Source organism: Nostoc sp. GT001 (genome assembly GCF_030382115.1).
Classification (GTDB): domain Bacteria; phylum Cyanobacteriota; class Cyanobacteriia; order Cyanobacteriales; family Nostocaceae; genus Nostoc.
On record NZ_JAUDRJ010000003.1, the window covers coordinates 798,138 to 819,787 of the forward strand.

The window sequence follows — 21,650 nt, forward strand, 5'->3', positions numbered from 1 at the left end:
GTGGGGAATGGAGAATAGGGAACAGGTAGAACAACGAGTTATTGTGGCTTTGGATGTGCCAGATGAACAAAGTGCGATCGCTCTTATAGATCGGCTACCGCAAGTAGTTTGGTGGAAAGTCGGTTTAGAGTTGTTTACCAGCACTGGCCCGAGAATTCTGGAAGAGTTAAAGTCTCGGCAAAAGCGCATTTTCTTGGATTTAAAGTTTGATGATATCCCCAATACCGTTGCTGGTGCTTGCCGGAGTGCAGCTAGATATGGAGTGGATTTACTGACAATTCATGCTACTGCTGGTAGAGATGCCCTGAAAGCCGCAACTGAGGCGGCACAGGAAGGGGCTGCAAAAGCATGTGTACAACCACCAAAGTTAATTGCGATTACCCTGCTAACGAGCATTTCTGCTCGGCAGTTGGCATTTGATTTAAAAATTCCCCTAGAATTGCCAGAATATGCTCTAGAAATGGCCCTGCTGGCTCAGGAATCTGGTTTGGATGGGGTAGTTTGTTCGCCTCAAGAGGTGGCACAGCTACGACAAACTTGTGGAAATGACTTTTTGCTAGTTTGTCCGGGAGTTAGACCAACTTGGGCTGATATTGGCGATCAAAAGCGATCGCTCACTCCAGCCCAAGCAATTATTGCTGGTGCAGATTATCTCGTGATTGGGCGTCCCATCACCACTGCTACTGAGCCTGAGCTAGCCTGGAAGAGGATTTCTGAGGAGTTAACCACGGTGGCATGAAGCTAAGAGTTAGTGAGACACTGAGAGTGCAGGGCGCAGGGGAGAGCAATCCTGCCTCTTCACTTAGTCAGAAAAATTATAGTTTCCTGTTTGCTTGTGGCTTCTGGGTTGTAGTCTCAAATAGCTTTGCCTACCCAGCCTTCTCGATAAACCCCACCCCCAAACCCTCGGCGATCGCAGAAAGGGAAAATGTCAACAGTGGCGCGAGGTCTTTGTGTTCTGAGCAAAATTTAGAAACATTAACTATACAGTTACTGCAAAAATTACCTAGTTATACCAATCGCGCTAGTCAACGCGCCCGCCGCCTGAGTAGAAGCAGTCAGGTTTACAGTTATATGTTAGTGGCAGGAAGACCTGAGTTTACTCCTCTGCCCCTTAACCTTGAAGAATATAGTGCAGATACGTCTAAAAGCGCTGAATCAGGAGTTGAGCAAGTTTTCTTTACTACCTTGGAGCGGCAGTACATAGGAAAGAAAGTTGTAGAATTGCAACAATTTCATTGGTTGTTATTGACTAAGACTCAAAGTGGTTGGCAACTAGTAATGATGTTTTCTCAAGCTGGTTCCCATTCAGAACAGCAGCCACTATCTCCCCCACGCGATAGTAGTAACGGTACTGTTGCCCAAGGGGTTAAAGCTTGGTTGCGCGATTGTGAAGCTGGAAGTTTACGTCAATAAAACCTAATTCCAAATCTTCGTAAATTAGGAGAATATTAAATAATGTCTAAAATACTTACTCAAATTCTCTATAAACAGGATTATCACTTGTGGTTAGAAACTACATTGAAACAATTGCAAGAAAGAGATTTAGAGTATCTTGATTGGGATCATTTGATTGAGGAGATTGAAAGATTGGTTAATGAACAGAAGCACAAGCTCGAAAGTTATTTACTGCAACTTCTCAAACATTTGCTTTTGTATCAACATTGGAGCCTCCCTGAATGTAAAAATCATTGGGAAGTGGAAATTGATAATTTTCGGGTGGAACTCAGGAAATTAACTAAATCTAAAAACCTCTACAACTATCTGCTCACAGTGCTTGAAGAAGTCTACATTGATGCGCTACGACAAGCAAAAAAGAAAAGTGGATTGAATTGTTTTCCGCAAACTTGTCCTTATAGCATTGAGCAAATTTTAGATGTGGATTATTTACCACCATTTGAATTTTGAATTCCGTTTTGCGGTACTAGTCTCTTTACATAAAGATAAAAATACATCATCTAACTAGCTTGGATCAGCGGAATTACACCTGTATCTTTAGGAATATTTTTAGGAAAAATAGCTGATAAATAGCTAAAAGAAGGAGACATTATTTAAAAACCTAGACTGGCTTGAATTTAAGCGTTGTAACTCCCGTTTTTTGGCGATAACATGGAAAGAAGTTTATTTCAAGCTTTATCAAACCGCGTTTAGCGTCAGTTTTTTTTATGGACATTCAGTTAATCAACATCGGCTTTGGTAACATCGTGTCTGCCAACCGAGTAGTTGCCATTGTCAGTCCAGAGTCTGCCCCGATTAAGCGGATTATTACCGATGCACGAGACAGAGGTCAACTGATTGATGCAACTTACGGTCGTCGGACTAGAGCTGTAATTATTACCGATTCCAGCCACGTAATTTTGTCAGCGATTCAGCCGGAAACGGTAGCGAATCGCTTTGTGATTTCTCGCGAGCATCAAACTGTAGATAATTGACTAGCAGTGGGTTTTTCCCACTCCTCTTTGCACCGTATCGGTAGTACCATGTGAATTAGACAAATTTTCTGTCACTCTTGCTACAAATTCTTTAGTCACCAGTGGACTAGACCAGGAACACAAGACTAATGAATAATATGTATTGATTGATTCACAGGTTGAAGGGATGATGCCAGTTTTACCCATCCAGAGTAGTGCGACTACCGAAGAATGCTTACATTTAGGCAGGTTAATTGTTTTAACTGGCCCCAGTGGGGTCGGTAAAGGCACTTTAATGCGATCGCTTCTAGAGCGTCATCCAGAACTCTATTATTCCGTATCGGTGACAACTCGTTCTCCCCGTCCAGGGGAAATCGATGGCAAAAGTTATTACTTCATCAGCCGCAGTAAGTTTGAACAATTAGTTGCTGAAGGTGAATTTTTAGAATCGGCAGAATTTGCTGGTAACTATTACGGCACACCCCGTGAAGCTGTACTTAACCAAATTCATGCCGGTAAGTTGGTGGTGCTGGAAATTGAACTAGAAGGGGCAAGACAAATTCGTGCTTCCTTCCCCAGTGCCCTCAGCATTTTTATTTTACCGCCTTCCTTTGATGAATTAGAGAAACGAATACGCTCTCGCGCCCAAGACTCTGAAGAAGCGATCGCCCGCCGTCTGCTCCGCGCCCAAGAAGAAATTCAAGCCGCAGATGAATTTGATATTCAAATCGTTAATGACGATTTTGAAACTGCTTTAAATGATATTGAAGCTGTTTTGTTTAAATAAGTTAGGAGTTAAGAGTTAGAAGTCATGAATTTAAACTCCTAACTCCTAACTCCTAACTTCTAGTAATTAACCAAATAGACCTTGAATTAGTGCTAAATTACTAGTTAAAAAGTAAGCAACTACTGCACCACCAATACCACCAATCAAGAAAGAACTGGCGAAGTTGTTCCAGCTTTCTTTAGAGTTAAAGGCATCTGCTGGTGGCTTAGGTACTGTAACACTAGGAAGTGCTTTGGGTGGATTGCTATTGGCATACAGCGATAGGGCGCCAGTAAGAACAACAACCAGGCCGATACCTCCCAGTAACCCAGCTAAGTTAGCATTATCTGTGTCCCGCAGTGGGCCTAATTTGGCAAAGGGACCAAATAGCCAGTAACCATGAGCCATACCAACTTCTAAACCGCGTCTAGCAGGAGCCAGACCTGGGCGATAAGCAGGTAAATTATTAATAAACCCCTTGATCAAGGGAGAAGAATTAACCGGCGTTTCTAGGTTGCCTATCTGTGGATCGCCAAATGCGGGAAAAACAACTTCCCGATTTCTGGGATCGCTGGCAAGATTCTTTGATGCATCTACTGCTTGTGCCATATTTTATGTTCGCCTCTAAATTAAAATGGTGGCATTTTTATATTAATAATAATTGTGGCTAAAGAAGCATTTTGTTTAATAAGTTTAGAAAAATTAATTTAGCTGATTTTAAAACCGTGAAACTCGCGATCTGTAAACAGTATCACGAGTTTCAAAAAACTATTTTTGCTGCATATTTTGGTGATAATTCTGCCTAACTAAGCTGAATACATCAACTACACAATATTAAGCAAAAAACAAGACATTGATTCAACAGTCCTAAATTCCATTTAACACTTATGGCAGTGGGTGGAAAAGTAGGTCGGGGAAAAAGCGGTTGAATTCAATCAAGATACCTGCTGTGATCGTCATCCAGATGGTAGCGGCCACGGGCGCTGTGGAAATGAATTTAATCAAATAAGCTGATTGATCGCCTTTGTCTGCCATGAATTTAGTCTCCAAAACGAATGAATTAATTAAGCTGATTTAGCGTGGAGAAATAGGGATTTCTGAATCCTTAGCTGCTAATTTTCCAGAGAGCAATTCTTGGACTGCTGCTGCTGGCCAAGCAAAGCCTGAAGCCATGATGGGTAGTGCCAAACCAAGATCGATTTGGATTTCTTTTAGTTCAGTGTCAGATTCCTTTTTGATTGCTTGCAGATAGGCACGCCCTACCCAACCAATCCAACCAGCAATATATAGAAACAAAATGCTAGGGATCAAAAAGTCACCAGCACGATCTAGACGACCATCAACAATCAAGTGTGGGTATCCTTCAGGGCCGCATAGCGCCTGAGAATAACGCTCAAACCGCTTTTTCCCTGATTGGGGATCGGCGGTGGTGTTACGGGCATTAGCTGCTAGCTCTTGAAAAGCGGGATTGTCTTTACACGGTGTCAAATTAGCCCCTAAAGCTTGTGCTGGGGGGCANAAATTGAACCAAAGACTAATCGCTAACATCAAAGCAAACAATCGTCGCATAGAGTTGTTTCCTTTTATTACAAAACAAGAAGTTCTTTGTACAAAACGAAGCGGCTTGTACAGTTGTTTATTTGCATAACTAGGAAGTCATCATACTCTTGGGTGGGAACCGAGTAAAGTTTAAGTAAATAAAAGTTAAAGCTTCTCAACCAAAATTAGTGCTGAGTGCTGAGTTCCGAGTGCTAAGTATAAGAGTTGTTGTAGGGTAGTAAAGAAGCAAGATTTTTTCTCTACTATTCAGGACTCAGGACTCAGCACTCAGCACTCTCAATGACAACCGTTTTAGCAATAGAAACCAGTTGTGATGAAACAGCCGTCGCAATTGTTAACAATCGTAAAGTTTGCAGTAGTATTGTATCCTCGCAAATTCCAGTACACCAGCAGTATGGCGGGGTAGTGCCAGAAGTAGCCTCTCGCCAGCACCTGGAAACTATCAATGAAGCGATCGCACAAGCCTTAGAGCAAGCCCAACTAGATTGGGGACAAATTGACGCAATTGCTGCCACTTGTGCCCCTGGACTCGTAGGAGCGCTATTGGTGGGGTTAACTGCTGCCAAAACCCTAGCGATGGTACATAACAAACCATTTTTGGGAGTTCATCACCTTGAAGGTCACATTTACGCAACTTACTTGAGCGAATCAACTTTAAATCCCCCTTTTCTTAGCTTACTGGTTTCAGGCGGACATACAAGCTTGATTTATGTCAAAGATTGTGGTATTTACGAAACTCTGGGACAAACCCGTGATGATGCTGCGGGTGAAGCCTTTGATAAAGTGGCGCGATTGTTAAAGCTGGGTTATCCCGGTGGGCCAGTGATTGACAAGTTGGCACAGCAGGGTAATCCTCAAGCCTTTGCTTTACCGGAAGGAAGAGTTTCTCTACCCGGTGGGGGGTTTCATCGTTATGATGCGAGTTTTAGTGGGTTAAAAACGGCTGTATTACGTTTAGTGCAGCAGTTAGAGAAAGATCGTGGACAAGTACCAGTGGCAGATGTAGCAGCTAGCTTTCAGGATGCGGTAGCGCGATCGCTAACTAAAAGAGCGATCGCCTGTGCCCTAGACTATGGTCTAGACACAATTGCCATTGGTGGCGGTGTAGCAGCTAATAGCGGGTTGAGAAAAAACCTCCAAGCCGCCGCCGTTAAACATAACCTACGCGTCTTATTCCCACCTCTAAAATTCTGTACCGATAACGCCGCCATGATTGGCTGTGCCGCCGCTGACCATCTATCCCGTGATCATACATCGCCCCTTACACTGGGCGTTGAGTCTAGGCTAGGGCTTACTCAGGTGATGAAGTTGTATCAACCTGTTGAGTAGTCGTTTGTCATTTGTCATTTGTCATTTGTCATTTATAACTACCAATGCCCAATGCCCCTCAAGAGTGCTGAGTTCCGAGTTTCGAGTCTTGAGTGGGGCAGAGGGGAGAATAACTCTTAACTCCTAACTCCTAACTCCTAACTCCTAACTCAGCACTCAGCACTGTTTTGCCCAATCCCCAATCCCCAATTCCCTATACTCTATAACTATTGACTATCGCCCGGATGTGATCGGCCACTGCATCCGGCTGTTCCAACATAGCCAGGTGTCCACAATTAGGAATTTCCAGAACATTGTCACCACAATATTGAAAAAGCCTGTGAAAGCTCGCTAAATGGCGCACATACTTGGGTTCCATAACCTTGTCTTCCGCGCCAGCCAAAAAATAAACTGGCTGCTTAAGTTGAGATACTAACTCAGGTAAACGATTGATTTCTTCTTCAGTTGTGGAGTCTAACAGAGTTCCCAGAGCCGCTTCTGGATCAGCCACAACGAAATCTATTACTCGCTGACGTGCCCAATAGCGCTCCAAAGGACGAGCCACACTAGCTCTGGTAAACAGCAAATCAATCAAAGGCACTTGGGACAGCCAGCGCGGACGGACTTGCAAAAATTTCTGACCCGCCGAGCGAAACTGCTCAAAGGCTTCTTTGAGATAAATACCACCGCCAGCGTTGATACAGATAACTCCCTTAACACACTCAGGCATTTGATCTGCTCCCCAAAGAGCGATCGTCCCCCCTAATGAATGACCAATTAGCCAAGCACTCGTAATATTTAGCTGTTTCAGGAGAGCTGCTAAATCTTGAGTATACGCAGCAGGAGTATAAAGAGAATCGAAAGATGAGTCAGCCGTACTACTGGAGATGGGCGTCAGACTCAAAGACGTTTGTGCTCGACTAAAATCAGTTTTTACCTGGGATTGGGATTCACCAAAACCCCGCAAATCATAGGACAGGCACTGCAAATCATCTGATAGGCGGGAAATCACAGGTTGCCAATATCCACGGCTATTGAGCCAACCGTGGATAAATACTAAAGCATGGGGGCAGGAAGTGGGAGCCGTTAGCTCGTATGCGTGTGGAACGCCCAAGATTTCGATAGTTGCCATACTTGTATCGTACCCTTAAGGACGGGTGCGACTAAATACTAAAGTAGAAAGAGTTAGAAGTTAGGAGTGAGGAATTTTTAACTCATAACTCATAACTCATAACTCATAACTCATAACTTTTCACTTTTTTTATTTACCCAGCAACCTCTGTCGCACTCCTTCAGCAATTTTGTGACCCAGATATTCAGGAATGAGACTTTCATTCGGCCCTAACAAGTAGAGAATTAGCCGTGTACGTCCGCGCCAAACCAGTAAATTCGCATTGACTACCAGAAGGTCTTCCTGCCAGATAGCGTACATTACTTTGTAGAATAATCCTGGTTGATTATCAGCTTCAATCACTAAGGCAGGGAGATGAAATACCGGATCTACATAGAATTCAGTTTGTACCTGCTCTAAGCCAGTGTCAAGATTAAATTCTACTGCCAGCATCTCTTCTACCTCAAACCGACCTCCTAAAGCCTCGCGAATGGCGCGACAAACATTTTCTGCGGTTTTCTCGGTCAAGGCTTTACTACCACGAGATACCAACAGTTTGATAAAAACTAACATTGGCGGACGGATTTGACCGTATAGACTTAAACCGTGGATAGTCAACCCATAAGCTGCTAGTACACCAAAAATATCGCTGAGGAGAAAAGACTGGTTGCGGTAAGCAAAATGCAGGGCACTTTTGCTACCTTCCGGTTTCAGCTCAATAACAGCGCGTCTAGTTTTATAGAGACGGTAGGCTAACCGCAAATTTTGCAGTTGAATTTCACTACTGACGAATTGCTCATAAAACTGGGGAAACGCTCGGTTAAAGCGCTTTAGGAGTTCCAGTGTCGAAGATTTTAAACCAGAAGCCATTGTTAAAGGTAAGACTCGCTTGCTTTCGTCATCTGGGGGCTGGGTGTTGGGGGCTGGGTGTTAAGGACTGGGGATTGGGGACTGAGAGGAGGGATCAAGGTAGAAGAGTTTTACCCTACACCCCGCCCCTCTGCCTCTTTATCAATGCCCAATCCCGTGTATACAATTCATTCCTAAGCTAACGTGCATTTAAGCTCTATACGAGCAATTGCCAGGATTAGGTTTTTCCATTATGAATTTTAAATTTTGAATTGTTTATATCCTTACCCTTTTAGTGAATTTCTCCTAGCCTTACAACAAAATGCTAAAGTTGAAAATGATTGGTGTGAAACACGCTCTAACTGGCTGCTACCATTGCAAATCCCGAAAACACCGAAAAACTTTGAGTGTAAAGGGTAATAAATGGGAGTAGCGATGTTAAAAGTGAATCAACACTCCTGAGAGTGGAAACCAATTCAGTTATACTACCCGAACCGCGTTGGCATGGGTTTTTGGAAAACTTGGTTTAGTACTCCTGAATCTGTAGGGACAAGTAGGACAAACCTCTTTGAAGAGCATACCGCGGAAACTGCGGGCAACTCCAGCCCCAGTAGTATTAGCGAAGCTGCTTCAAAGGAGGCTCGGATCGTCTTCAGTACGGAACGAGATATTGACCTATATGAGCTAGAAGAACTCTGTGATGCAGTTGGTTGGTCGCGTCGTCCTCTAAGAAAAGTAAAAAAAGCTATTGAGCATAGTTTTCTCGTTGCCTCAATGTGGCAAGTGAGAGGAAACCAAAAGCGGCTCATTGGTTTTGCCCGTGCTACCTCAGATCACGCCTTTAATGCCACTATTTGGGATGTAGTGGTTCACCCAGACTTTCAAAGTCAAGGACTGGGAAAAGCGCTGATGAAATACGTTCTCAAAAAACTTAGGAGTGAAGAAATTAGTAATGTCACTCTCTTCGCTGATCCCCATGTTGTAGATTTCTACCGAACTATGGGGTTTATGGCTGATCCAGAAGGTATCAAAGGTATGTTCTGGTATCCTCACTAATGCTCAATCCAAATAAAACCCGATTCGCACAATAAAATCAGGTATAGTAGTACAAATCTATTATTTAAATTTGGTTTGACGAGGTTTAGCCGACGAACGCACAAGTAATTCTCTTGTAAAACTAAGTCGGCAGACAAGCCTTTATCAGTNNNAACATCTAATCTAGCTACTATTTGCAGAAGATATAATATATTAGGCATGAGCGATGTTATGTGATATGATTGCCTTAACGCTTTTGTGAAAGCGCGATCGCTTTGATGGAAAGCTAAAACTAAACCCAAAAAAGCGGATGAGTATAACGGGATGTAGCGCAGCTTGGTAGCGCGCCTGCTTTGGGAGCAGGATGCCGCAGGTTCAAATCCTGTCATCCCGATTTAATTAATTAATATAGTTAATAGTTAGAGCAGTTAGGTAGGTGGCGTTGCATAATGGCGGTATGAATCATACTGAAACTGGAACATCCCAAAACTTGAGATAGTGAAGTAGCAATCGAATCGAGTATTTCAGCATTTGTGCTGATTTGGAATAACATAGCGTTTTTCGATGCAATCGAGCGAGATAGTGGCGCAACCGGGTGTTTTCCCCCTCAACTCGTGTCATGTAAGTCTTGCTCACAATCTGGTCGCCCTCTGGAATAAAGCCTGGATAGACCAACCATCCATCCGTGACATAGAAATAGCACTGCCAAGTACCTACAATATCCCATAACGGTCGAAAAGTTTCGGCGCTATGGTCGCCCAAAACCCACGCTAAAATACCTTGTGTGAAGTGGTTCACTGCTGTCCAAAGCCAAACTTTGTTTTTTGAGCCGACGAACGTTTCTAGTTCATCGAGTTCGCCAACTTCTGGAATTGTCTCTGGATCATAAACATCAGGTAGCAGTTCTCCTACAAGTTTTACCCAAGTAATCAATGTCGTGTGATGCACACCTTTGACCCGTTCAATGCCACGAAATCCCATACCATTAACGTACATTTTCAGGCATTCCCGTTTCACTTCATCACTGTATCCTTGAGGTGGTTCGTACCGATCAATAAATTGGCGATCGCAATTACAGCAAATGTGATTCTGTTTACCTCTTTTATTTCCGTTCTTACGGATATGAGACGACCCACAACGCGGACATTCCATCCAGTTTTACCTCAATTCATACCGCCATTATGCAACGCCGGTAGGTTTTATTTGCTAACATCTGCAATTTAATTGGATATTTTTATGGAGAAGACCAATTAAGCTGTTTTCCTGTTGAGGCTTAACAGGTAAATTTTGCAGTTAAGTAGTAAGGTGATTTTTAACACTGAGCTTTGTATAGATTTGAGAAGATATTAAAGCAATCGCAGATGGAACGATTGATTAACTAATAGCGTCAACTAATTTTAGAAAAAGCCGATAAAATGGCATTTATCATCTCCAAGGTTGGAGAGATGGAGAGAGTTTTTGCTGTTTGAGAAGACATATAATAAGCATCTACGGCATTTCGCGGTCATATAGCGAAGCAAAACCTCGAAAAACACAACGTTAGCACAGCCAATTTGTGAAAACGATACTACAGTAACTATAAATAGTTAGGGAACATTGGATTTTGACCGTTGAGCTTAACACTCAACCTCAACGCGCATAATGAATTTTTCACAACTGAAATAGATTGCTATATAACTAAAGCTAGTTGGTGCTGTGCAAATCCAACCATTTGTTAATTTAATTGGACTATTGATGCGAGGAGCAGTCATGAAATCATTTATTCGCTTAGGCGCAACATTGGGTATAGCTGGCAGTGTATTTTTAACGGGGCTTTCAGGAATAGGCAATCTACCAGGAATGGGCAATCTAGAGGCGATCGCTCTGCCACAAGATCAGGTAGTGAAAAAGCTCCAAGAAGTGCCTGTATTCACGCTCACCAATCCTAAAGGCGAATTCGTAGTTCTTTCGAGAAACAACGCAAACAACGCATCCAAGCCTGTATCACAAGTGGGATTTTTTATTAGCAAGCAAGATGCTCAAAAATTCCTTGACAATCGCCTCAAAAAAGAAAATCCCCAGTTAGCAAGCACTCTACAGGTTAGACCTTTGTCCTTGGCAGACTACTATAAAATAGTCCAAGAAAGCAAAAAGAAATCAGATTCTGTGATTTATACTTTAGTGCCGACGCAACAGCAAGTAGCCTCGGCAACAAGTATGCTCAATCAAAATGGTAAAAAGGGAGAGCAATTCAATGGTATTCCCTTATTTGTACCTAAATTTAAGAAAGATAATAGCTATTTGACTATTCCCCTTGCTAAAGGTAATGAACGATACATCCCTTTCTTTTTTGAGAAAGAACAAGCAGTGGCTCTGTTAGAAGAATTCAAAAAAGCCGTGCCAAAGGAAGGAGCCAATACTGAAATTCAGGTGGTGGATTTGTACGGTGTTATGGAAGCTCTCAATAGCAGCAGCGATCCTAGTATCAATAAAATTGTTCTGTATCCATCACGGGAGTCGATCAACTTTATTCGCTCCCTGGCGCCAAATCAATCACCCGCTGCCAAGCCAGCTCCTGCCGCCGCTCCGAAAAAATAACGGATATGCGTTCCAAGGTTGAGATATGGGGGAGAAACATCTGATAGTCTCTGGTTTACAACTTTGGCAGTGGCGGAATGCAGCTCTCAAAGCAGCGATCGCCACTGATGTCCCACCAATGGAAGTAGATTGGCTGCTCCTGGAAGTTGCTGGCTTAGACCGTTTGGCACTACGTTTGGAGTCTTTTAAAAACTGGCCGCAAATTCAACTGCAATTGCCGCTAGAAGAGTTAGAACAGTTGTGGCAGAGGCGATTAAATGACCGCTTACCAGTGCAATATATTGCGGGAGCTACAACTTGGCGTCAGTTTAAAATTGCGGTGTCGAGTGCGGTTTTGATTCCCAGGCCAGAGACAGAGTGTTTAATCGATTTAGCTGAAGCATCTGCTAGCAATGCTTCAGGACACTGGGCAGATTTGGGTACTGGGAGTGGTGCGATCGCCATCGGATTAGCAGATGTCTTGCCAAAAGCCACAATTCATGCAGTTGATTACAGTTTAGAGGCTCTGGCGATCGCTCGAACCAACGCTGATAATTTGGGTTTTGCTGACCGGATTCAATTTTATCAAGGTTCCTGGTGGGAGCCACTGGCATTCTTAAAAGGTCAGTTCAGTGGTATGGTGTCCAACCCTCCTTACATTCCCACCAGCACCTTACCTACTTTGCAACCAGAAGTAGTGAAGCATGAACCACATCTAGCTTTGGATGGTGGGGCTGATGGCTTAGATTGCATTCGTCATTTGATCGAAGTCTCCCCCAGTTATTTGCAATCGGGTGGCGTCTGGCTAATTGAGATGATGACAGGGCAAGCAGATGCAGTGCGAGAACTTTTACAAAATCAAGGTAGCTATTGTAAAATTCAAATTCACGCTGATTTAGCTGGAATTGAACGTTTTGCCCTAGCCTACAAAAGTTAGGAGTGATGAGTTATGAGTTATGAAATTCTTTACTCCTAACTTCTAACTCCTAATTTTGTAAATATGACCCAAGTTTCTCTAATAAATCTAATTAGTGGCGCACGCGCTGGTCTTTTGGTGAGCTTTCCTACGGATACTGTTCCGGCACTTGCAGCGATACCAGAAAAAGCAGCATTAATTTTTGCGGCGAAGCAACGTAGTCAAGACAAACCTTTGATTTTGATGGCGGCTAGTGCTGAAGATTTGCGGCCGTATGTCAAAGGTAGTGAGAATGAATATAAAGTTTGGCAAGAGGTAGCAGATAAATATTGGCCAGGAGGGCTGACATTAGTTTTGCCAGCGAGTGAACGCTTACCAAAAGTTATGAATCCCATCGATCCAACAACAATTGGGATTCGAGTACCAAACAGTGCGATCGCTCAAACTATTTTGGCGCAAACAGGCCCTCTTGCGACCACTAGCGCCAATTTTTCTGGTCAGCCACCTTTGCAAACAATGACAGAAATTGAGACTCAGTTTCCCCAGGTTTTGACTTTAGCAACGACAGAATACCAGGGTGAAATACAGGGGATAGGTGTACCTTCCACCGTTGCAAAATGGACAGGGAGAAATTGGCAAATTTTGCGACAAGGTGCGATCGAGTTAGAGATTTCGAGTGATAACCAAGTATAGGTAGCTATAATGTTGTTTTCATGGTGTTAACAACAGAGAAATCTGAAACTTTAGTTTGCGCTGTTGTACTTCATTAGCAAATTAATAATTGCCAGATATGAATTGGAGCAACTGGATATATCTAGGAGTAGGAATAGCACTAGGTATGGTTTTCCGTCAGTTATTTGGGCGAACGCCTAATGTTTCATCTAGCTCATTCCCAGTAGCGCCATCAGCTGAACAGGATATGTCACTAATATCACAACAGCTACAGCAAACACAGCTGGCATATCTGATGGCAAGGGAAATGAGCCAGTTTAAAGCTGGTTTTTTGGCGCGGACTACCCATGAATTGCGATCGCCTTTTAATGGTTTGATTGGCTTACATCAATTAATTTTGTCAGATTTGTGTGAAAATCCAGCTGAAGAGCGAGAATTTATTGCCCAAGCTCACGAGCGAACGCTGAAGTTGCTAAAGCTAATGGATGAAATTCTTAACGTTGCTAGAGCTGAACACGGCACCAATAAATTAGATATTCAGCCCAGACCCTTAGCCCAAATTTTAGAGGAGGTTCATGACTTAACTTATATGCTGGCGGCAAATCGCAATTTTCCCTTAAAATTATTACCCACCGACACAGAAATTTATGTTTTGACAGATTACCTCTGGCTCCGCCAAGTATTGATAAGTTTAATAGACACTGCCATTACTCAGATGGAGGAAGGCAGCATTTGTATTTCCACTAGCACTCTACCTACAAATAATTTTGTAAACATTTGGCTAGATTTACCAACCCATGCTGTAGCATCAAGCGAACCGATTGATTTGCTCAAATTTGAAGATCGGTTGGCTCAGATTGAACAAAAAAAGGCTGCTCTTTCCCCAGGAATGAGACTATTAATCAATCAAACTTTGGTGGAAGTTATGGGAGGAAAGTTAGAAATCTTGCCCTCGACTACTGTGAAGGAACCACATCAACAGCTTACCAGACTACAAATCTCTATCCCCCTAGTGATTCCTGAAACTGAACTTCTGTAGCAGAAACAAAAGCACGGTTAGCTTGATTGTGTAACACCATCGTAGTGGTGCTGTTGGTTTGGAAACCAATCTTTTCGTAGAAACCCTGCTGGTGAGTAGTCATTAGGTAAACACGCTCAACCGACTTCATCCGGGGATGTCTCAAAACAGTTTCTACTAAATTGCTTCCCAACCCACTATGTTGATACTCTGGATGAATCACAACATCCCAAATTGTGGCGCGATAGATGCCATCAGATGTTGCTCTAGCAAAGCCAATGAGTCGATCGCTATTCCAGACGGAAATCACTGGTTCACTATTGGCAATAGCTATACCTAAGTCTTCAATACTGCGTCCCTTTGCCCAGAAAGCGGAAACGTTTAACAGTTCTTGGAGTTGGTAAAGGTCAATTTCAGACTTGCGATCGCTAAATTTAATCTGAAGATCGTTCATGTATGGCATCCACTTTTAGCAGTATCTTTGAGCAGACATTTGGTGAAATTAAATATGCATTATTCAGAAATATTGTAGAGACTTAGCACTACTACATCTCTACATTCTTTTTCAGCAGATGTCTCGTACAATGTCTAAGCTAGTAATGAAAAGTTGGTAGTAAGGGACTTGCGTGAAAATAAAGTACCAATAAACCGAGTTTCGACACTATTAACCCGCAGATCCCTAAGCACTTTAGTGCTGAGAAAATTAAGGACTCAAGTCCTTACTACGAAATTGCTTACCCATTAATTTAAACTTTGAGTTAAGTCATATTTTTCTATAAATTGCTGTACGTGTAGAGAAAGAAAATTTAATGACAAACCCACTTCCATAGAGGATGAGTTTTTCCCTGTTGACGTATCCGATAAACTTGTTTTTCTAAACGTTGTTTTTCCTGCGGTGGTAGTCCAAGTAGAATATTCCGACTTTGCCAAACTAAAACAGCAGCAGTCATCCCCAGACAAAAGGCGAGACCGAAGGTAGACAGTGGATGGTAGAATAATCCAAATCTCACTGCCACCCAGGTAAAATATTGTTGCCACAGAGCAATTTCTGTACGTAGACCCCACAAGGAGACAGGCGCAATCGTCAGCCATAAACAGCCCACAAATAGCCACCTGCCATATACTGTTAGCTGATGTAGCCTTTGTACTTGTTGAGCAAACGATGGGTCAGATTTCTCAAAATCTGGGACAGTATTTAATCGTTCTTCCGGTTGATCCATAGGGGAATAAATGGAGTCAGGATTCAGGAGTCAGGATTCAGAATTCAGAACACTTGACCCATGAAGGGATAGAGTTTTAAGGCAATAATGTTTGAATTTGCTTTCGCCCACAATTCGGCTTGGTTTTAAACCAATATTCATTACCCAGTCAGACAAAATTCATACTGAATTCTGGCTCCTGAGTTCTGAATTCTTCTTAAAAAATTGCAAGGCGTGGGTGAGCAATTCAAAATGCTTTCACCCAATTGTGAAATATACACAAGTTTAACTATCCTGGGAACTGGGAGATGTATCAATTGAATCAGCATTGTCTAACACCTGGGATTCCCCTTTACGCTCTCGCCACCAAGTTAGAAGAGTACTGGCGATGAAAATACTCGAATAAGCTCCCATTGTGAAGCCAATAATCAAAGCGAGGGAAAAGTATTTCAGTGTTTCCCCACCAAATAGAAAGATTGCAGATAATGTCAGTAATACAGTTAAGGTAGTGTTGATCGATCTTGTCAATGTTTGGTTAACCGCATCATCTACAATTTCGGCAATCGGCTGTTCGGGATGGACTTTAAGGGTTTCCCGAATGCGATCGTAAATTACCACTGTATCGTTGACAGAAAAACCTGTGATCGTAAGTAAGGCGACGATAAAAAGGCTATCTACTTCGATGCCTGCTACCAAACCCAAAAATGAAAAAGACCCTACTGTGATCAAGATATCGTGGAGTAGGGCAACGATCGCAAACACAGCATAATCTAATTGGAAGCGGAAAGTCATGTAGATAGTAATACCGATGAAGGAAACTATCAGAGCTAACATCCCAGATGTAAACAGTTCTTTTCCCAAGGTAGGGCCAACAGAGTCAATCTGGTTCTTTTGTGGGTCAAAAACGCCGATTTCTTCGCTCAAAGCGTTTTGTAATTTGGTACGTTGATCGACACCCAAATCTTTTGACCGAATTAGTACACCATTTTCTACACCATTTTCTGAGACAAGTTGGATACTGCTATCACCTAGTCCCTGTGCTTTTGCTACTTCCCGGACAGCGTTGATATCAATTGGTTTGTCGCAGTTACCGGGTTTGGTGCAATCTCGGACAAACTGCAACCGCGTACCACCGATAAAATCTAAACCGGGGCGTAAGGGGGAACGAATACTGGGTTGTTGCCAAGAAATCACCATTGAGATGATACCAGCGATGATGATAGCCGCAGAAATACTCCACCAAAGCGATCGCGATTTATTAATGCTTAGTTTCATTGAGTCACCTCTGCCTTATTCGACGCTGGCAGGTTTGGATAGAAAAGTTCTGTCTTCCGCAAAGAATTAATTGAAATTGCCAAAAATAGCAATGTCCGACTACAGGTAATTGCGGTAAACATACTCACAGCTACTCCCAAAGCTAAGGTTAGAGCAAAGCCTTTGACTAAACCAGACCCCAGCCAAAACAGGGCAGCGCAAGCAATCCATGTAGTGACGTTGCTATCTAAAATACTAGAAAATGCTCGATAAAAACCAGATTCCACGGAACGATACAGAGATTTACCAGCCCGCAATTCTTCCCGCGTCCTTTCAAAAATTAGCACGTTGGCATCAACTGCCATCCCAATGCTGAGAATAAAACCAGCAATTCCTGGCAAAGTTAGGGTAACACCCAACAAAGCAAAGGTTGACCAAGTTAAGAGAGAGTAAATCACTAGTGATATATCCGCAATCAATCCTGGTAGTCGATAGTAAACCACCATGAATATTAATACTAAAGTCAAACCACCGACTCCAGCATAAATACTACTTTGAATGCTATCTTTACCCAAGGTTGCTCCGACTGTCCGCCTTTCTGCGATTTCGACTGGTACGGGTAATGCGCCACCGCGTAACTGCACGCCTAAGTCATTGGCTTGCTGGGCGGTAAAACGTCCTGTAATTACGGCAGAACCACCAGTAATGCCAGTAGCGGCAAATTCTATACCCACGGTGGGAGCGCTAATCAGTTCATTGTCCAGAAAAACACCAATGCTACGCCCAGTACCAGCGAGATTTTTCGTCAAATTGGCAAACAGTTCGCCACCCTTTTGGTCGAAGCGAATGGCAACATTCCAGTTGTTACCTTGAGTGGGTTCACCGTAGGCATCCTTGAGGTATTTGCCAATTAGCGGTGGATCGGTGCTTTCAAACAATTCTGCGATCGCTTGATTGTTTTTTTGTAAGTCTTCTTGATTCTTTGCAATTGCCGCTTTGTCGGTACTCTTTCTTAATTCTTCTTGCTTGAATTTCAATTCGGCTCTAGATGCTTGGAAAGCCAGCAGTTGAGTTTCTGTATTCGCCTTTTGGGTACGAAATTCTAACTGTGCTGTACCCCCTAGCACCCGTTCAGCTTGTTCTGGATCGTTAACTCCTGGTAGTTGCACCAATATTTTATCTGTGCCGACTGTTTGGATTACTGGCTCAGAAACACCCAGACCATTAATCCGGCCTTCGACAACTTTCTTCACACCTTCTAATTCTCGGTCGGTGATTTTGGGAATATCCGCTGATGGTTTTACCTGAATTGTGAGCCATGAACCTCCGCGCAAGTCCAGCCCTAGGGGTATCGGAATTGTGGCAATCACCGTAATAGCGGCGATTATCAGGACTAAAATCAAAATTAATAGCGATCGCTGTCTTTGCATACCATAACTCGCAACTGACAAACGCTATAATAGCGTTCTTTTGAGGAGTTATGAGTTGGGAGTTGAGAGTTAGGAGTTAGTAGTTGAGAGTTAGGAGTTGTAAATTCAATCTTGAATTCTTAACTCCTCACTCCTAACTCCTAACTTTTAAACCCGCAATGCTACCATTTTTTCCACAGCTTCTACGATTTGCTCTGGTTGGATGATTGTTAGTCGTTCCAGATTGCCGTTGTAAGGTGTGGGAATATCTTGGGAAGAAAGCCGCAGTACTGGCGCATCCAATTCATCAAAAAAGCGATCGTTGATTGAGGCGATGACTTCTGCTCCAATACCCGCAGTTCGCATCGATTCTTCCACAACAATGACTTTATGGGTTTTACGTATTGATGCACCAATGGTATCAAAATCTAATGGTTTGAGGGATATTAAATCGATAACTTCTGGATCGTATCCTTGTTTTTCAAGAGTTTTTACTGCTTGTAGCACATGATGCCGCATTCTGGAATAAGTGATAATTGTGACATCTTTTCCCTCACGCACAATTTCTGCTTTATCTAAAGGGAGCAGGTATTCTTCTTCTGGTAAATCTTCTTTCAAGTTGTAAAGTAAAACGTGTTCAAAGAACAACACTGGATTATCATCGCGGATTGCGGATTTCAGGAGTCCTTTGGCGTTTCTTGGTGTGGAGCAAGCAACAATCTTTAACCCTGGCACAGCTTGGAAGTAGGTTTCTAGTCGTTGGGAATGTTCTGCACCCAGCTGCCGTCCTACACCGCCAGGGCCGCGAATTACCATCGGAATTTTAAAGTTACCGCCAGAAGTATAGCGGAGCATCCCAGCGTTGTTGGATATTTGGTTGAAGGCGAGCAATAAAAAGCCCATGTTCATGCCTTCAATGATCGGACGTAAGCCAGTCATTGCGGCTCCCACAGCCATCCCAGTAAAGCTATTTTCAGCAATGGGGGTATCTAGAATGCGGAGTTCGCCATATTTTTGGTACAGGTCTTTGGTAACTTTATAGGAACCGCCGTAATGTCCAACATCTTCACCGAGAACGAATACGCTGGAGTCACGCGCCATTTCTTCATCAATGGCTTCCCGTAAGGCGTTGAAGAATAGTGTTTCTGCCATTTAGACCTTTTAGTACGATTATGGTTTTAGAATTTTATCCTGCTGCTGTCACAAATACAGTGAGCGATCGCACTAGTTAGAGTTTAGGTTTTTTAAATAAACGGCCCCTAGCATAGAGCGAGTGATTGCCATAACTATATCAAATAGATTTTAGAGGTTTTAGGAGCGATCGCCTCTGCCTCTGGTAAATGAGGCAACCTTATACTTCAGTACTATCGCGACCCAAATATGCAGTTTAACTGCAAATAAGCACTTACACTTAATTTAGCACTGCCAAAGTTAGCAGTTAAATCACCCACCAATCAAGATTTTATAACTTGGCACTGATAAGCAAAAGGAGTGCGGTGATCTATAGTTAAACAGGTTCTACTAACCATTGACATTTCTGAGGATGAAACGACAGTAGAAGTAGTAACTGAAACAGATCAATAAGAACCCCACCCTAACGCTTGCGATCGCTATCCCCATAACACCCACTCGAAAGGTTTTTGACAATATACTGTCCAAAGTTGCGTAGGCTAGCAAAAACCGCAGGCATCGCACTAGCCAAAATACAAAGAATCTCACGCCCAAACACCAAAACACAACTCTGCGTCTTCGCGCCTCTGCGTGAGATTTCCCACTAAATTAGTATTCAATATGCCTAGCCTACTTTAACCATCGCGCCGCATCTTTGGCATGATAAGTCAAAATCAAATCTGCACCAGCGCGTTTAAACCCAGTTAAAGTTTCCATAACCACCCGCTCTTCATCAATCCAACCATTGAGAGCCGCAGCTTTCACCATCGCATACTCACCAGAAACATTGTAAGCCGCAACCGGTAGGTTACTTGCTTCCTTCACCCGCCAAATAATATCCATGTATGCCAAGGCTGGCTTAACCATGAGCATATCAGCGCCTTCAGCGATATCCAATTCAATCTCTTTAATCGCTTCGCGGGCGTTACCTGGGTCCATTTGGTAAGTTCTTCTGTCCCCAAATTGTGGTGTCGAGTCTGCTGCATCCCTAAATGGGCCATAATAACCCGAAGCATACTTAGCAGCATAAGATAAAATCGGCGTATCTTGAAATCCGGCTTCATCCAATCCCTGACGAATTGCCTGGACAAAACCATCCATCATCCCAGAAGGTGCGATGATATCGGCACTAAGCTTTCGCTTGAGAAACCGCTGTTTTCTTCAACAATTCCAGAGTTGGATCGTTTAAAACTCGTCCTGTTAAATCACCAACTTGCAGATAACCACAATGACCGTGGCTAGTATACTCACATAAACAAGTATCAGCAATTACAATCAAATCTGGCACTGCTGCTTTTACTGCCGTCGCCGCTTTTTGGACGATACCGCAATCATGCCAAGCGCCAGTGGCATCCACATCTTTATCAGCTGGAATACCAAATAGAATAATAGAAGGAATTCCTAAGTCGTAAACTTCTTTTGCTTCTTCAACAATTTTATCTACCGAAAGTTGGTAGACTCCGGGCATCGATTTCACCTCATTAGCGATTCCCTCACCCGGTACAGCAAATAATGGGTAGATTAAATCGTTTGTTGTTAAAACAGTTTCACGAACCATCCGGCGCAGTTGGGGATGAGTACGCAGACGACGGGGGCGATGTGTAGGAAACATAAAATTTTATCAAGAAAAACAACGCAAATAGACACAAAACAAAGCGTCACAAAAGCAGGCTAAAATTTTCCTGCCGTCAGACAGACTACAAACAGTGCTTAACTGTCCTTTGCCCTACTCTTAATCAAGTTGTGGGGCAATTTTGTATTCTACAGCTTGGTTGCACCTATCCGACGGACTGGAAAAAAAACAACATTATGAAGCAATTCAAAATTCAAAAATTTCAACGCAAAGTGGCGCATTCGCATTAGCGTTCGCGCAGCGTCTCGTAGAGAAGGTAAACGCAGAGGCACGCAGAGAATTTGCTACTAAGTTTAATGAAATGTTGTGCTTGGTAGTAAATAACTGACAATTACCAATGCTCTATGCCTAATCCAATAAATTTGTGTTAAAAAACTCGGAAAATATAGGGATAACGGAAGGGTATATCAGGATTACTGAAAACTCCAATGAGCGCCCAAATTGTTAATCCCCAGTGTAATAGATATCCCAGACCAGCTAGTGGCCCCAGCAATAATAGAGGTAATACTAACCAACCGAATAGAAAAAACAACGCTCCCAGAATTGCACCATAAAACCAAACATTAAAATGGAAATTGACCGATTCTTTGGCGTTTTCTTTAACAACAGGATCGTCAGATACGAGCAGTATGGCGATAGGTATGCCTACAGATACCAATGTTGTGCTGAAAAAAATAGCTCCATGAGACAAAGCTGATAGAAGCTTTCGCTTGTCTGTGTCGTACATTGCTTTCTCCTATTTAGTCAGATTGTTGGTTATACTACGACCCTATCATGAGCATC

General features: G+C 42.9%; 23 protein-coding genes, 1 tRNA gene and 1 pseudogene. 12 read left to right on the plus strand and 13 right to left on the minus strand.

Annotated elements, in window-relative coordinates; genetic code table 11:
* The first annotated feature begins 7 nt into the window (after window positions 1-7).
* From pyrF to gmk, 5 genes are all read left to right on the plus strand, one after another.
* Window positions 8-739 carry an orotidine-5'-phosphate decarboxylase gene (gene pyrF / locus QUD05_RS06355; protein ID WP_289795336.1) on the plus strand — a complete coding sequence of 244 codons (732 nt, stop codon included), beginning with the start codon at window positions 8-10 and terminating at the stop codon, window positions 737-739.
* A complete protein-coding gene (locus QUD05_RS06360) occupies window positions 736-1,416 on the plus strand; it encodes a hypothetical protein (RefSeq protein WP_289795337.1) in 681 nt (226 codons plus the stop codon). Before pyrF ends, QUD05_RS06360 begins: the two co-directional genes overlap by 4 nt.
* Before the next feature lie 42 nt (window positions 1,417-1,458).
* On the plus strand, window positions 1,459-1,908 hold the full coding sequence (locus QUD05_RS06365) for a DUF29 domain-containing protein (protein WP_289795338.1): 450 nt from the start codon (window positions 1,459-1,461) through the stop codon (window positions 1,906-1,908).
* A gap of 257 nt (window positions 1,909-2,165) precedes the next feature.
* Window positions 2,166-2,432 (plus strand): extracellular matrix/biofilm regulator RemA, encoded by a 267-nt coding sequence (gene remA / locus QUD05_RS06370; RefSeq protein ID WP_041233849.1) that lies wholly within the window; start codon window positions 2,166-2,168, stop codon window positions 2,430-2,432.
* Window positions 2,433-2,598: 166 nt separating this feature from the next.
* The gene (gene gmk, locus QUD05_RS06375) at window positions 2,599-3,198 is read left to right on the plus strand and encodes a guanylate kinase (protein WP_289799893.1); all 600 of its coding nucleotides are present in this window, start codon (window positions 2,599-2,601) and stop codon (window positions 3,196-3,198) included.
* A 66-nt stretch (window positions 3,199-3,264) separates the two neighbouring features.
* Here the strand turns inward: gmk and QUD05_RS06380 are convergent, their stop codons facing one another.
* The 3 genes from QUD05_RS06380 to QUD05_RS06390 all read right to left on the minus strand — a co-directional run bounded on the left by QUD05_RS06380 (window position 3,265) and on the right by QUD05_RS06390 (window position 4,746).
* A complete protein-coding gene (locus QUD05_RS06380) occupies window positions 3,265-3,786 on the minus strand; it encodes a photosystem I reaction center protein subunit XI (RefSeq protein ID WP_289795339.1) in 522 nt (173 codons plus the stop codon).
* Window positions 3,787-4,062: 276 nt separating this feature from the next.
* A complete protein-coding gene (gene psaJ / locus QUD05_RS06385; protein ID WP_289795340.1) occupies window positions 4,063-4,212 on the minus strand; it encodes a photosystem I reaction center subunit IX in 150 nt (49 codons plus the stop codon).
* Between the two features lie 39 nt (window positions 4,213-4,251).
* Window positions 4,252-4,746, minus strand: a complete 495-nt coding sequence (locus QUD05_RS06390; protein ID WP_289795341.1) for a Photosystem I reaction center subunit III — start codon at window positions 4,744-4,746, stop codon at window positions 4,252-4,254.
* 270 nt (window positions 4,747-5,016) lie between these two features.
* Here QUD05_RS06390 and tsaD point away from each other — a divergent pair, with 270 nt between their 5' ends.
* A complete protein-coding gene (tsaD, locus tag QUD05_RS06395) occupies window positions 5,017-6,066 on the plus strand; it encodes a tRNA (adenosine(37)-N6)-threonylcarbamoyltransferase complex transferase subunit TsaD (protein ID WP_289795342.1) in 1,050 nt (349 codons plus the stop codon).
* A gap of 193 nt (window positions 6,067-6,259) precedes the next feature.
* Here the strand turns inward: tsaD and QUD05_RS06400 are convergent, their stop codons facing one another.
* Together QUD05_RS06400 and QUD05_RS06405 are read right to left on the minus strand one after the other, a co-directional pair.
* Window positions 6,260-7,177 (minus strand): alpha/beta fold hydrolase, encoded by a 918-nt coding sequence (locus tag QUD05_RS06400; RefSeq protein ID WP_289795343.1) that lies wholly within the window; start codon window positions 7,175-7,177, stop codon window positions 6,260-6,262.
* Window positions 7,178-7,306: 129 nt separating this feature from the next.
* Window positions 7,307-8,026 carry a hypothetical protein gene (locus QUD05_RS06405; protein ID WP_012410214.1) on the minus strand — a complete coding sequence of 240 codons (720 nt, stop codon included), beginning with the start codon at window positions 8,024-8,026 and terminating at the stop codon, window positions 7,307-7,309.
* 483 nt (window positions 8,027-8,509) lie between these two features.
* Between QUD05_RS06405 and QUD05_RS06410 the strand changes: the two genes are divergently transcribed.
* The gene (locus QUD05_RS06410) at window positions 8,510-9,061 is read left to right on the plus strand and encodes a GNAT family N-acetyltransferase (protein WP_289795344.1); all 552 of its coding nucleotides are present in this window, start codon (window positions 8,510-8,512) and stop codon (window positions 9,059-9,061) included.
* 299 nt (window positions 9,062-9,360) lie between these two features.
* Window positions 9,361-9,434: transfer RNA gene (locus QUD05_RS06415), tRNA-Pro, on the plus strand.
* Window positions 9,435-9,502: 68 nt separating this feature from the next.
* On the opposite strand, the gene QUD05_RS06420 is transcribed toward QUD05_RS06415, so the two are convergent.
* A complete protein-coding gene (locus QUD05_RS06420) occupies window positions 9,503-10,192 on the minus strand; it encodes an IS1 family transposase (RefSeq protein ID WP_289795345.1) in 690 nt (229 codons plus the stop codon).
* A gap of 597 nt (window positions 10,193-10,789) precedes the next feature.
* Between QUD05_RS06420 and QUD05_RS06425 the strand changes: the two genes are divergently transcribed.
* The 4 genes from QUD05_RS06425 to QUD05_RS06440 all read left to right on the plus strand — a co-directional run bounded on the left by QUD05_RS06425 (window position 10,790) and on the right by QUD05_RS06440 (window position 14,223).
* Window positions 10,790-11,617 carry a Tic22 family protein gene (locus QUD05_RS06425; protein WP_289795346.1) on the plus strand — a complete coding sequence of 276 codons (828 nt, stop codon included), beginning with the start codon at window positions 10,790-10,792 and terminating at the stop codon, window positions 11,615-11,617.
* A gap of 25 nt (window positions 11,618-11,642) precedes the next feature.
* The gene (gene prmC / locus QUD05_RS06430; protein ID WP_289795347.1) at window positions 11,643-12,533 is read left to right on the plus strand and encodes a peptide chain release factor N(5)-glutamine methyltransferase; all 891 of its coding nucleotides are present in this window, start codon (window positions 11,643-11,645) and stop codon (window positions 12,531-12,533) included.
* A gap of 63 nt (window positions 12,534-12,596) precedes the next feature.
* The gene (locus tag QUD05_RS06435; protein ID WP_289795348.1) at window positions 12,597-13,205 is read left to right on the plus strand and encodes an L-threonylcarbamoyladenylate synthase; all 609 of its coding nucleotides are present in this window, start codon (window positions 12,597-12,599) and stop codon (window positions 13,203-13,205) included.
* A 97-nt stretch (window positions 13,206-13,302) separates the two neighbouring features.
* Window positions 13,303-14,223, plus strand: coding sequence for a sensor histidine kinase (locus QUD05_RS06440; RefSeq protein WP_289795349.1), 921 nt, complete (start codon window positions 13,303-13,305; stop codon window positions 14,221-14,223).
* Here QUD05_RS06440 and QUD05_RS06445 read toward each other — a convergent pair.
* The 7 genes and pseudogenes from QUD05_RS06445 to QUD05_RS06475 all read right to left on the minus strand — a co-directional run bounded on the left by QUD05_RS06445 (window position 14,186) and on the right by QUD05_RS06475 (window position 21,594).
* Window positions 14,186-14,656, minus strand: a complete 471-nt coding sequence (locus tag QUD05_RS06445) for a GNAT family N-acetyltransferase (RefSeq protein WP_289795350.1) — start codon at window positions 14,654-14,656, stop codon at window positions 14,186-14,188. The genes QUD05_RS06440 and QUD05_RS06445 overlap by 38 nt on opposite strands.
* A 352-nt stretch (window positions 14,657-15,008) precedes the next feature.
* Complete coding sequence (locus QUD05_RS06450) at window positions 15,009-15,422, minus strand: hypothetical protein (RefSeq protein ID WP_289795351.1); 414 nt, start codon at window positions 15,420-15,422, stop codon at window positions 15,009-15,011.
* Window positions 15,423-15,686: 264 nt separating this feature from the next.
* The gene (gene secF, locus QUD05_RS06455; RefSeq protein WP_289795352.1) at window positions 15,687-16,676 is read right to left on the minus strand and encodes a protein translocase subunit SecF; all 990 of its coding nucleotides are present in this window, start codon (window positions 16,674-16,676) and stop codon (window positions 15,687-15,689) included.
* Window positions 16,673-18,085, minus strand: a complete 1,413-nt coding sequence (secD, locus tag QUD05_RS06460; protein WP_289799894.1) for a protein translocase subunit SecD — start codon at window positions 18,083-18,085, stop codon at window positions 16,673-16,675. Before secD ends, secF begins: the two co-directional genes overlap by 4 nt.
* A 147-nt stretch (window positions 18,086-18,232) precedes the next feature.
* The gene (locus QUD05_RS06465; RefSeq protein ID WP_289795353.1) at window positions 18,233-19,216 is read right to left on the minus strand and encodes an alpha-ketoacid dehydrogenase subunit beta; all 984 of its coding nucleotides are present in this window, start codon (window positions 19,214-19,216) and stop codon (window positions 18,233-18,235) included.
* 648 nt (window positions 19,217-19,864) lie between these two features.
* A pseudogene (hemB, locus tag QUD05_RS06470) lies at window positions 19,865-20,846 on the minus strand (porphobilinogen synthase).
* A gap of 388 nt (window positions 20,847-21,234) precedes the next feature.
* The gene (locus QUD05_RS06475) at window positions 21,235-21,594 is read right to left on the minus strand and encodes a DUF4870 domain-containing protein (RefSeq protein WP_289795354.1); all 360 of its coding nucleotides are present in this window, start codon (window positions 21,592-21,594) and stop codon (window positions 21,235-21,237) included.
* Window positions 21,595-21,650 lie beyond the last annotated feature (56 nt).

Coding starts and splice junctions, on each gene's coding strand:
- secF (WP_289795352.1), bottom strand. CDS start 16,676: ATGAAACTAAGCATTAATAAATCGCGATCGCTTTGGTGGAGTATTTCT.
- QUD05_RS06365 (WP_289795338.1), top strand. CDS start 1,459: ATGTCTAAAATACTTACTCAAATTCTCTATAAACAGGATTATCACTTG.
- QUD05_RS06435 (WP_289795348.1), top strand. CDS start 12,597: ATGACCCAAGTTTCTCTAATAAATCTAATTAGTGGCGCACGCGCTGGT.
- QUD05_RS06410 (WP_289795344.1), top strand. CDS start 8,510: ATGGGTTTTTGGAAAACTTGGTTTAGTACTCCTGAATCTGTAGGGACA.
- QUD05_RS06450 (WP_289795351.1), bottom strand. CDS start 15,422: ATGGATCAACCGGAAGAACGATTAAATACTGTCCCAGATTTTGAGAAA.
- QUD05_RS06475 (WP_289795354.1), bottom strand. CDS start 21,594: ATGTACGACACAGACAAGCGAAAGCTTCTATCAGCTTTGTCTCATGGA.
- QUD05_RS06420 (WP_289795345.1), bottom strand. CDS start 10,192: ATGGAATGTCCGCGTTGTGGGTCGTCTCATATCCGTAAGAACGGAAAT.
- QUD05_RS06380 (WP_289795339.1), bottom strand. CDS start 3,786: ATGGCACAAGCAGTAGATGCATCAAAGAATCTTGCCAGCGATCCCAGA.
- tsaD (WP_289795342.1), top strand. CDS start 5,017: ATGACAACCGTTTTAGCAATAGAAACCAGTTGTGATGAAACAGCCGTC.
- psaJ (WP_289795340.1), bottom strand. CDS start 4,212: ATGGCAGACAAAGGCGATCAATCAGCTTATTTGATTAAATTCATTTCC.
- QUD05_RS06440 (WP_289795349.1), top strand. CDS start 13,303: ATGAATTGGAGCAACTGGATATATCTAGGAGTAGGAATAGCACTAGGT.
- prmC (WP_289795347.1), top strand. CDS start 11,643: ATGGGGGAGAAACATCTGATAGTCTCTGGTTTACAACTTTGGCAGTGG.
- QUD05_RS06425 (WP_289795346.1), top strand. CDS start 10,790: ATGAAATCATTTATTCGCTTAGGCGCAACATTGGGTATAGCTGGCAGT.
- QUD05_RS06360 (WP_289795337.1), top strand. CDS start 736: ATGAAGCTAAGAGTTAGTGAGACACTGAGAGTGCAGGGCGCAGGGGAG.
- QUD05_RS06445 (WP_289795350.1), bottom strand. CDS start 14,656: ATGAACGATCTTCAGATTAAATTTAGCGATCGCAAGTCTGAAATTGAC.
- secD (WP_289799894.1), bottom strand. CDS start 18,085: ATGCAAAGACAGCGATCGCTATTAATTTTGATTTTAGTCCTGATAATC.
- gmk (WP_289799893.1), top strand. CDS start 2,599: ATGATGCCAGTTTTACCCATCCAGAGTAGTGCGACTACCGAAGAATGC.
- pyrF (WP_289795336.1), top strand. CDS start 8: ATGGAGAATAGGGAACAGGTAGAACAACGAGTTATTGTGGCTTTGGAT.
- QUD05_RS06405 (WP_012410214.1), bottom strand. CDS start 8,026: ATGGCTTCTGGTTTAAAATCTTCGACACTGGAACTCCTAAAGCGCTTT.
- QUD05_RS06400 (WP_289795343.1), bottom strand. CDS start 7,177: ATGGCAACTATCGAAATCTTGGGCGTTCCACACGCATACGAGCTAACG.
- remA (WP_041233849.1), top strand. CDS start 2,166: ATGGACATTCAGTTAATCAACATCGGCTTTGGTAACATCGTGTCTGCC.
- QUD05_RS06465 (WP_289795353.1), bottom strand. CDS start 19,216: ATGGCAGAAACACTATTCTTCAACGCCTTACGGGAAGCCATTGATGAA.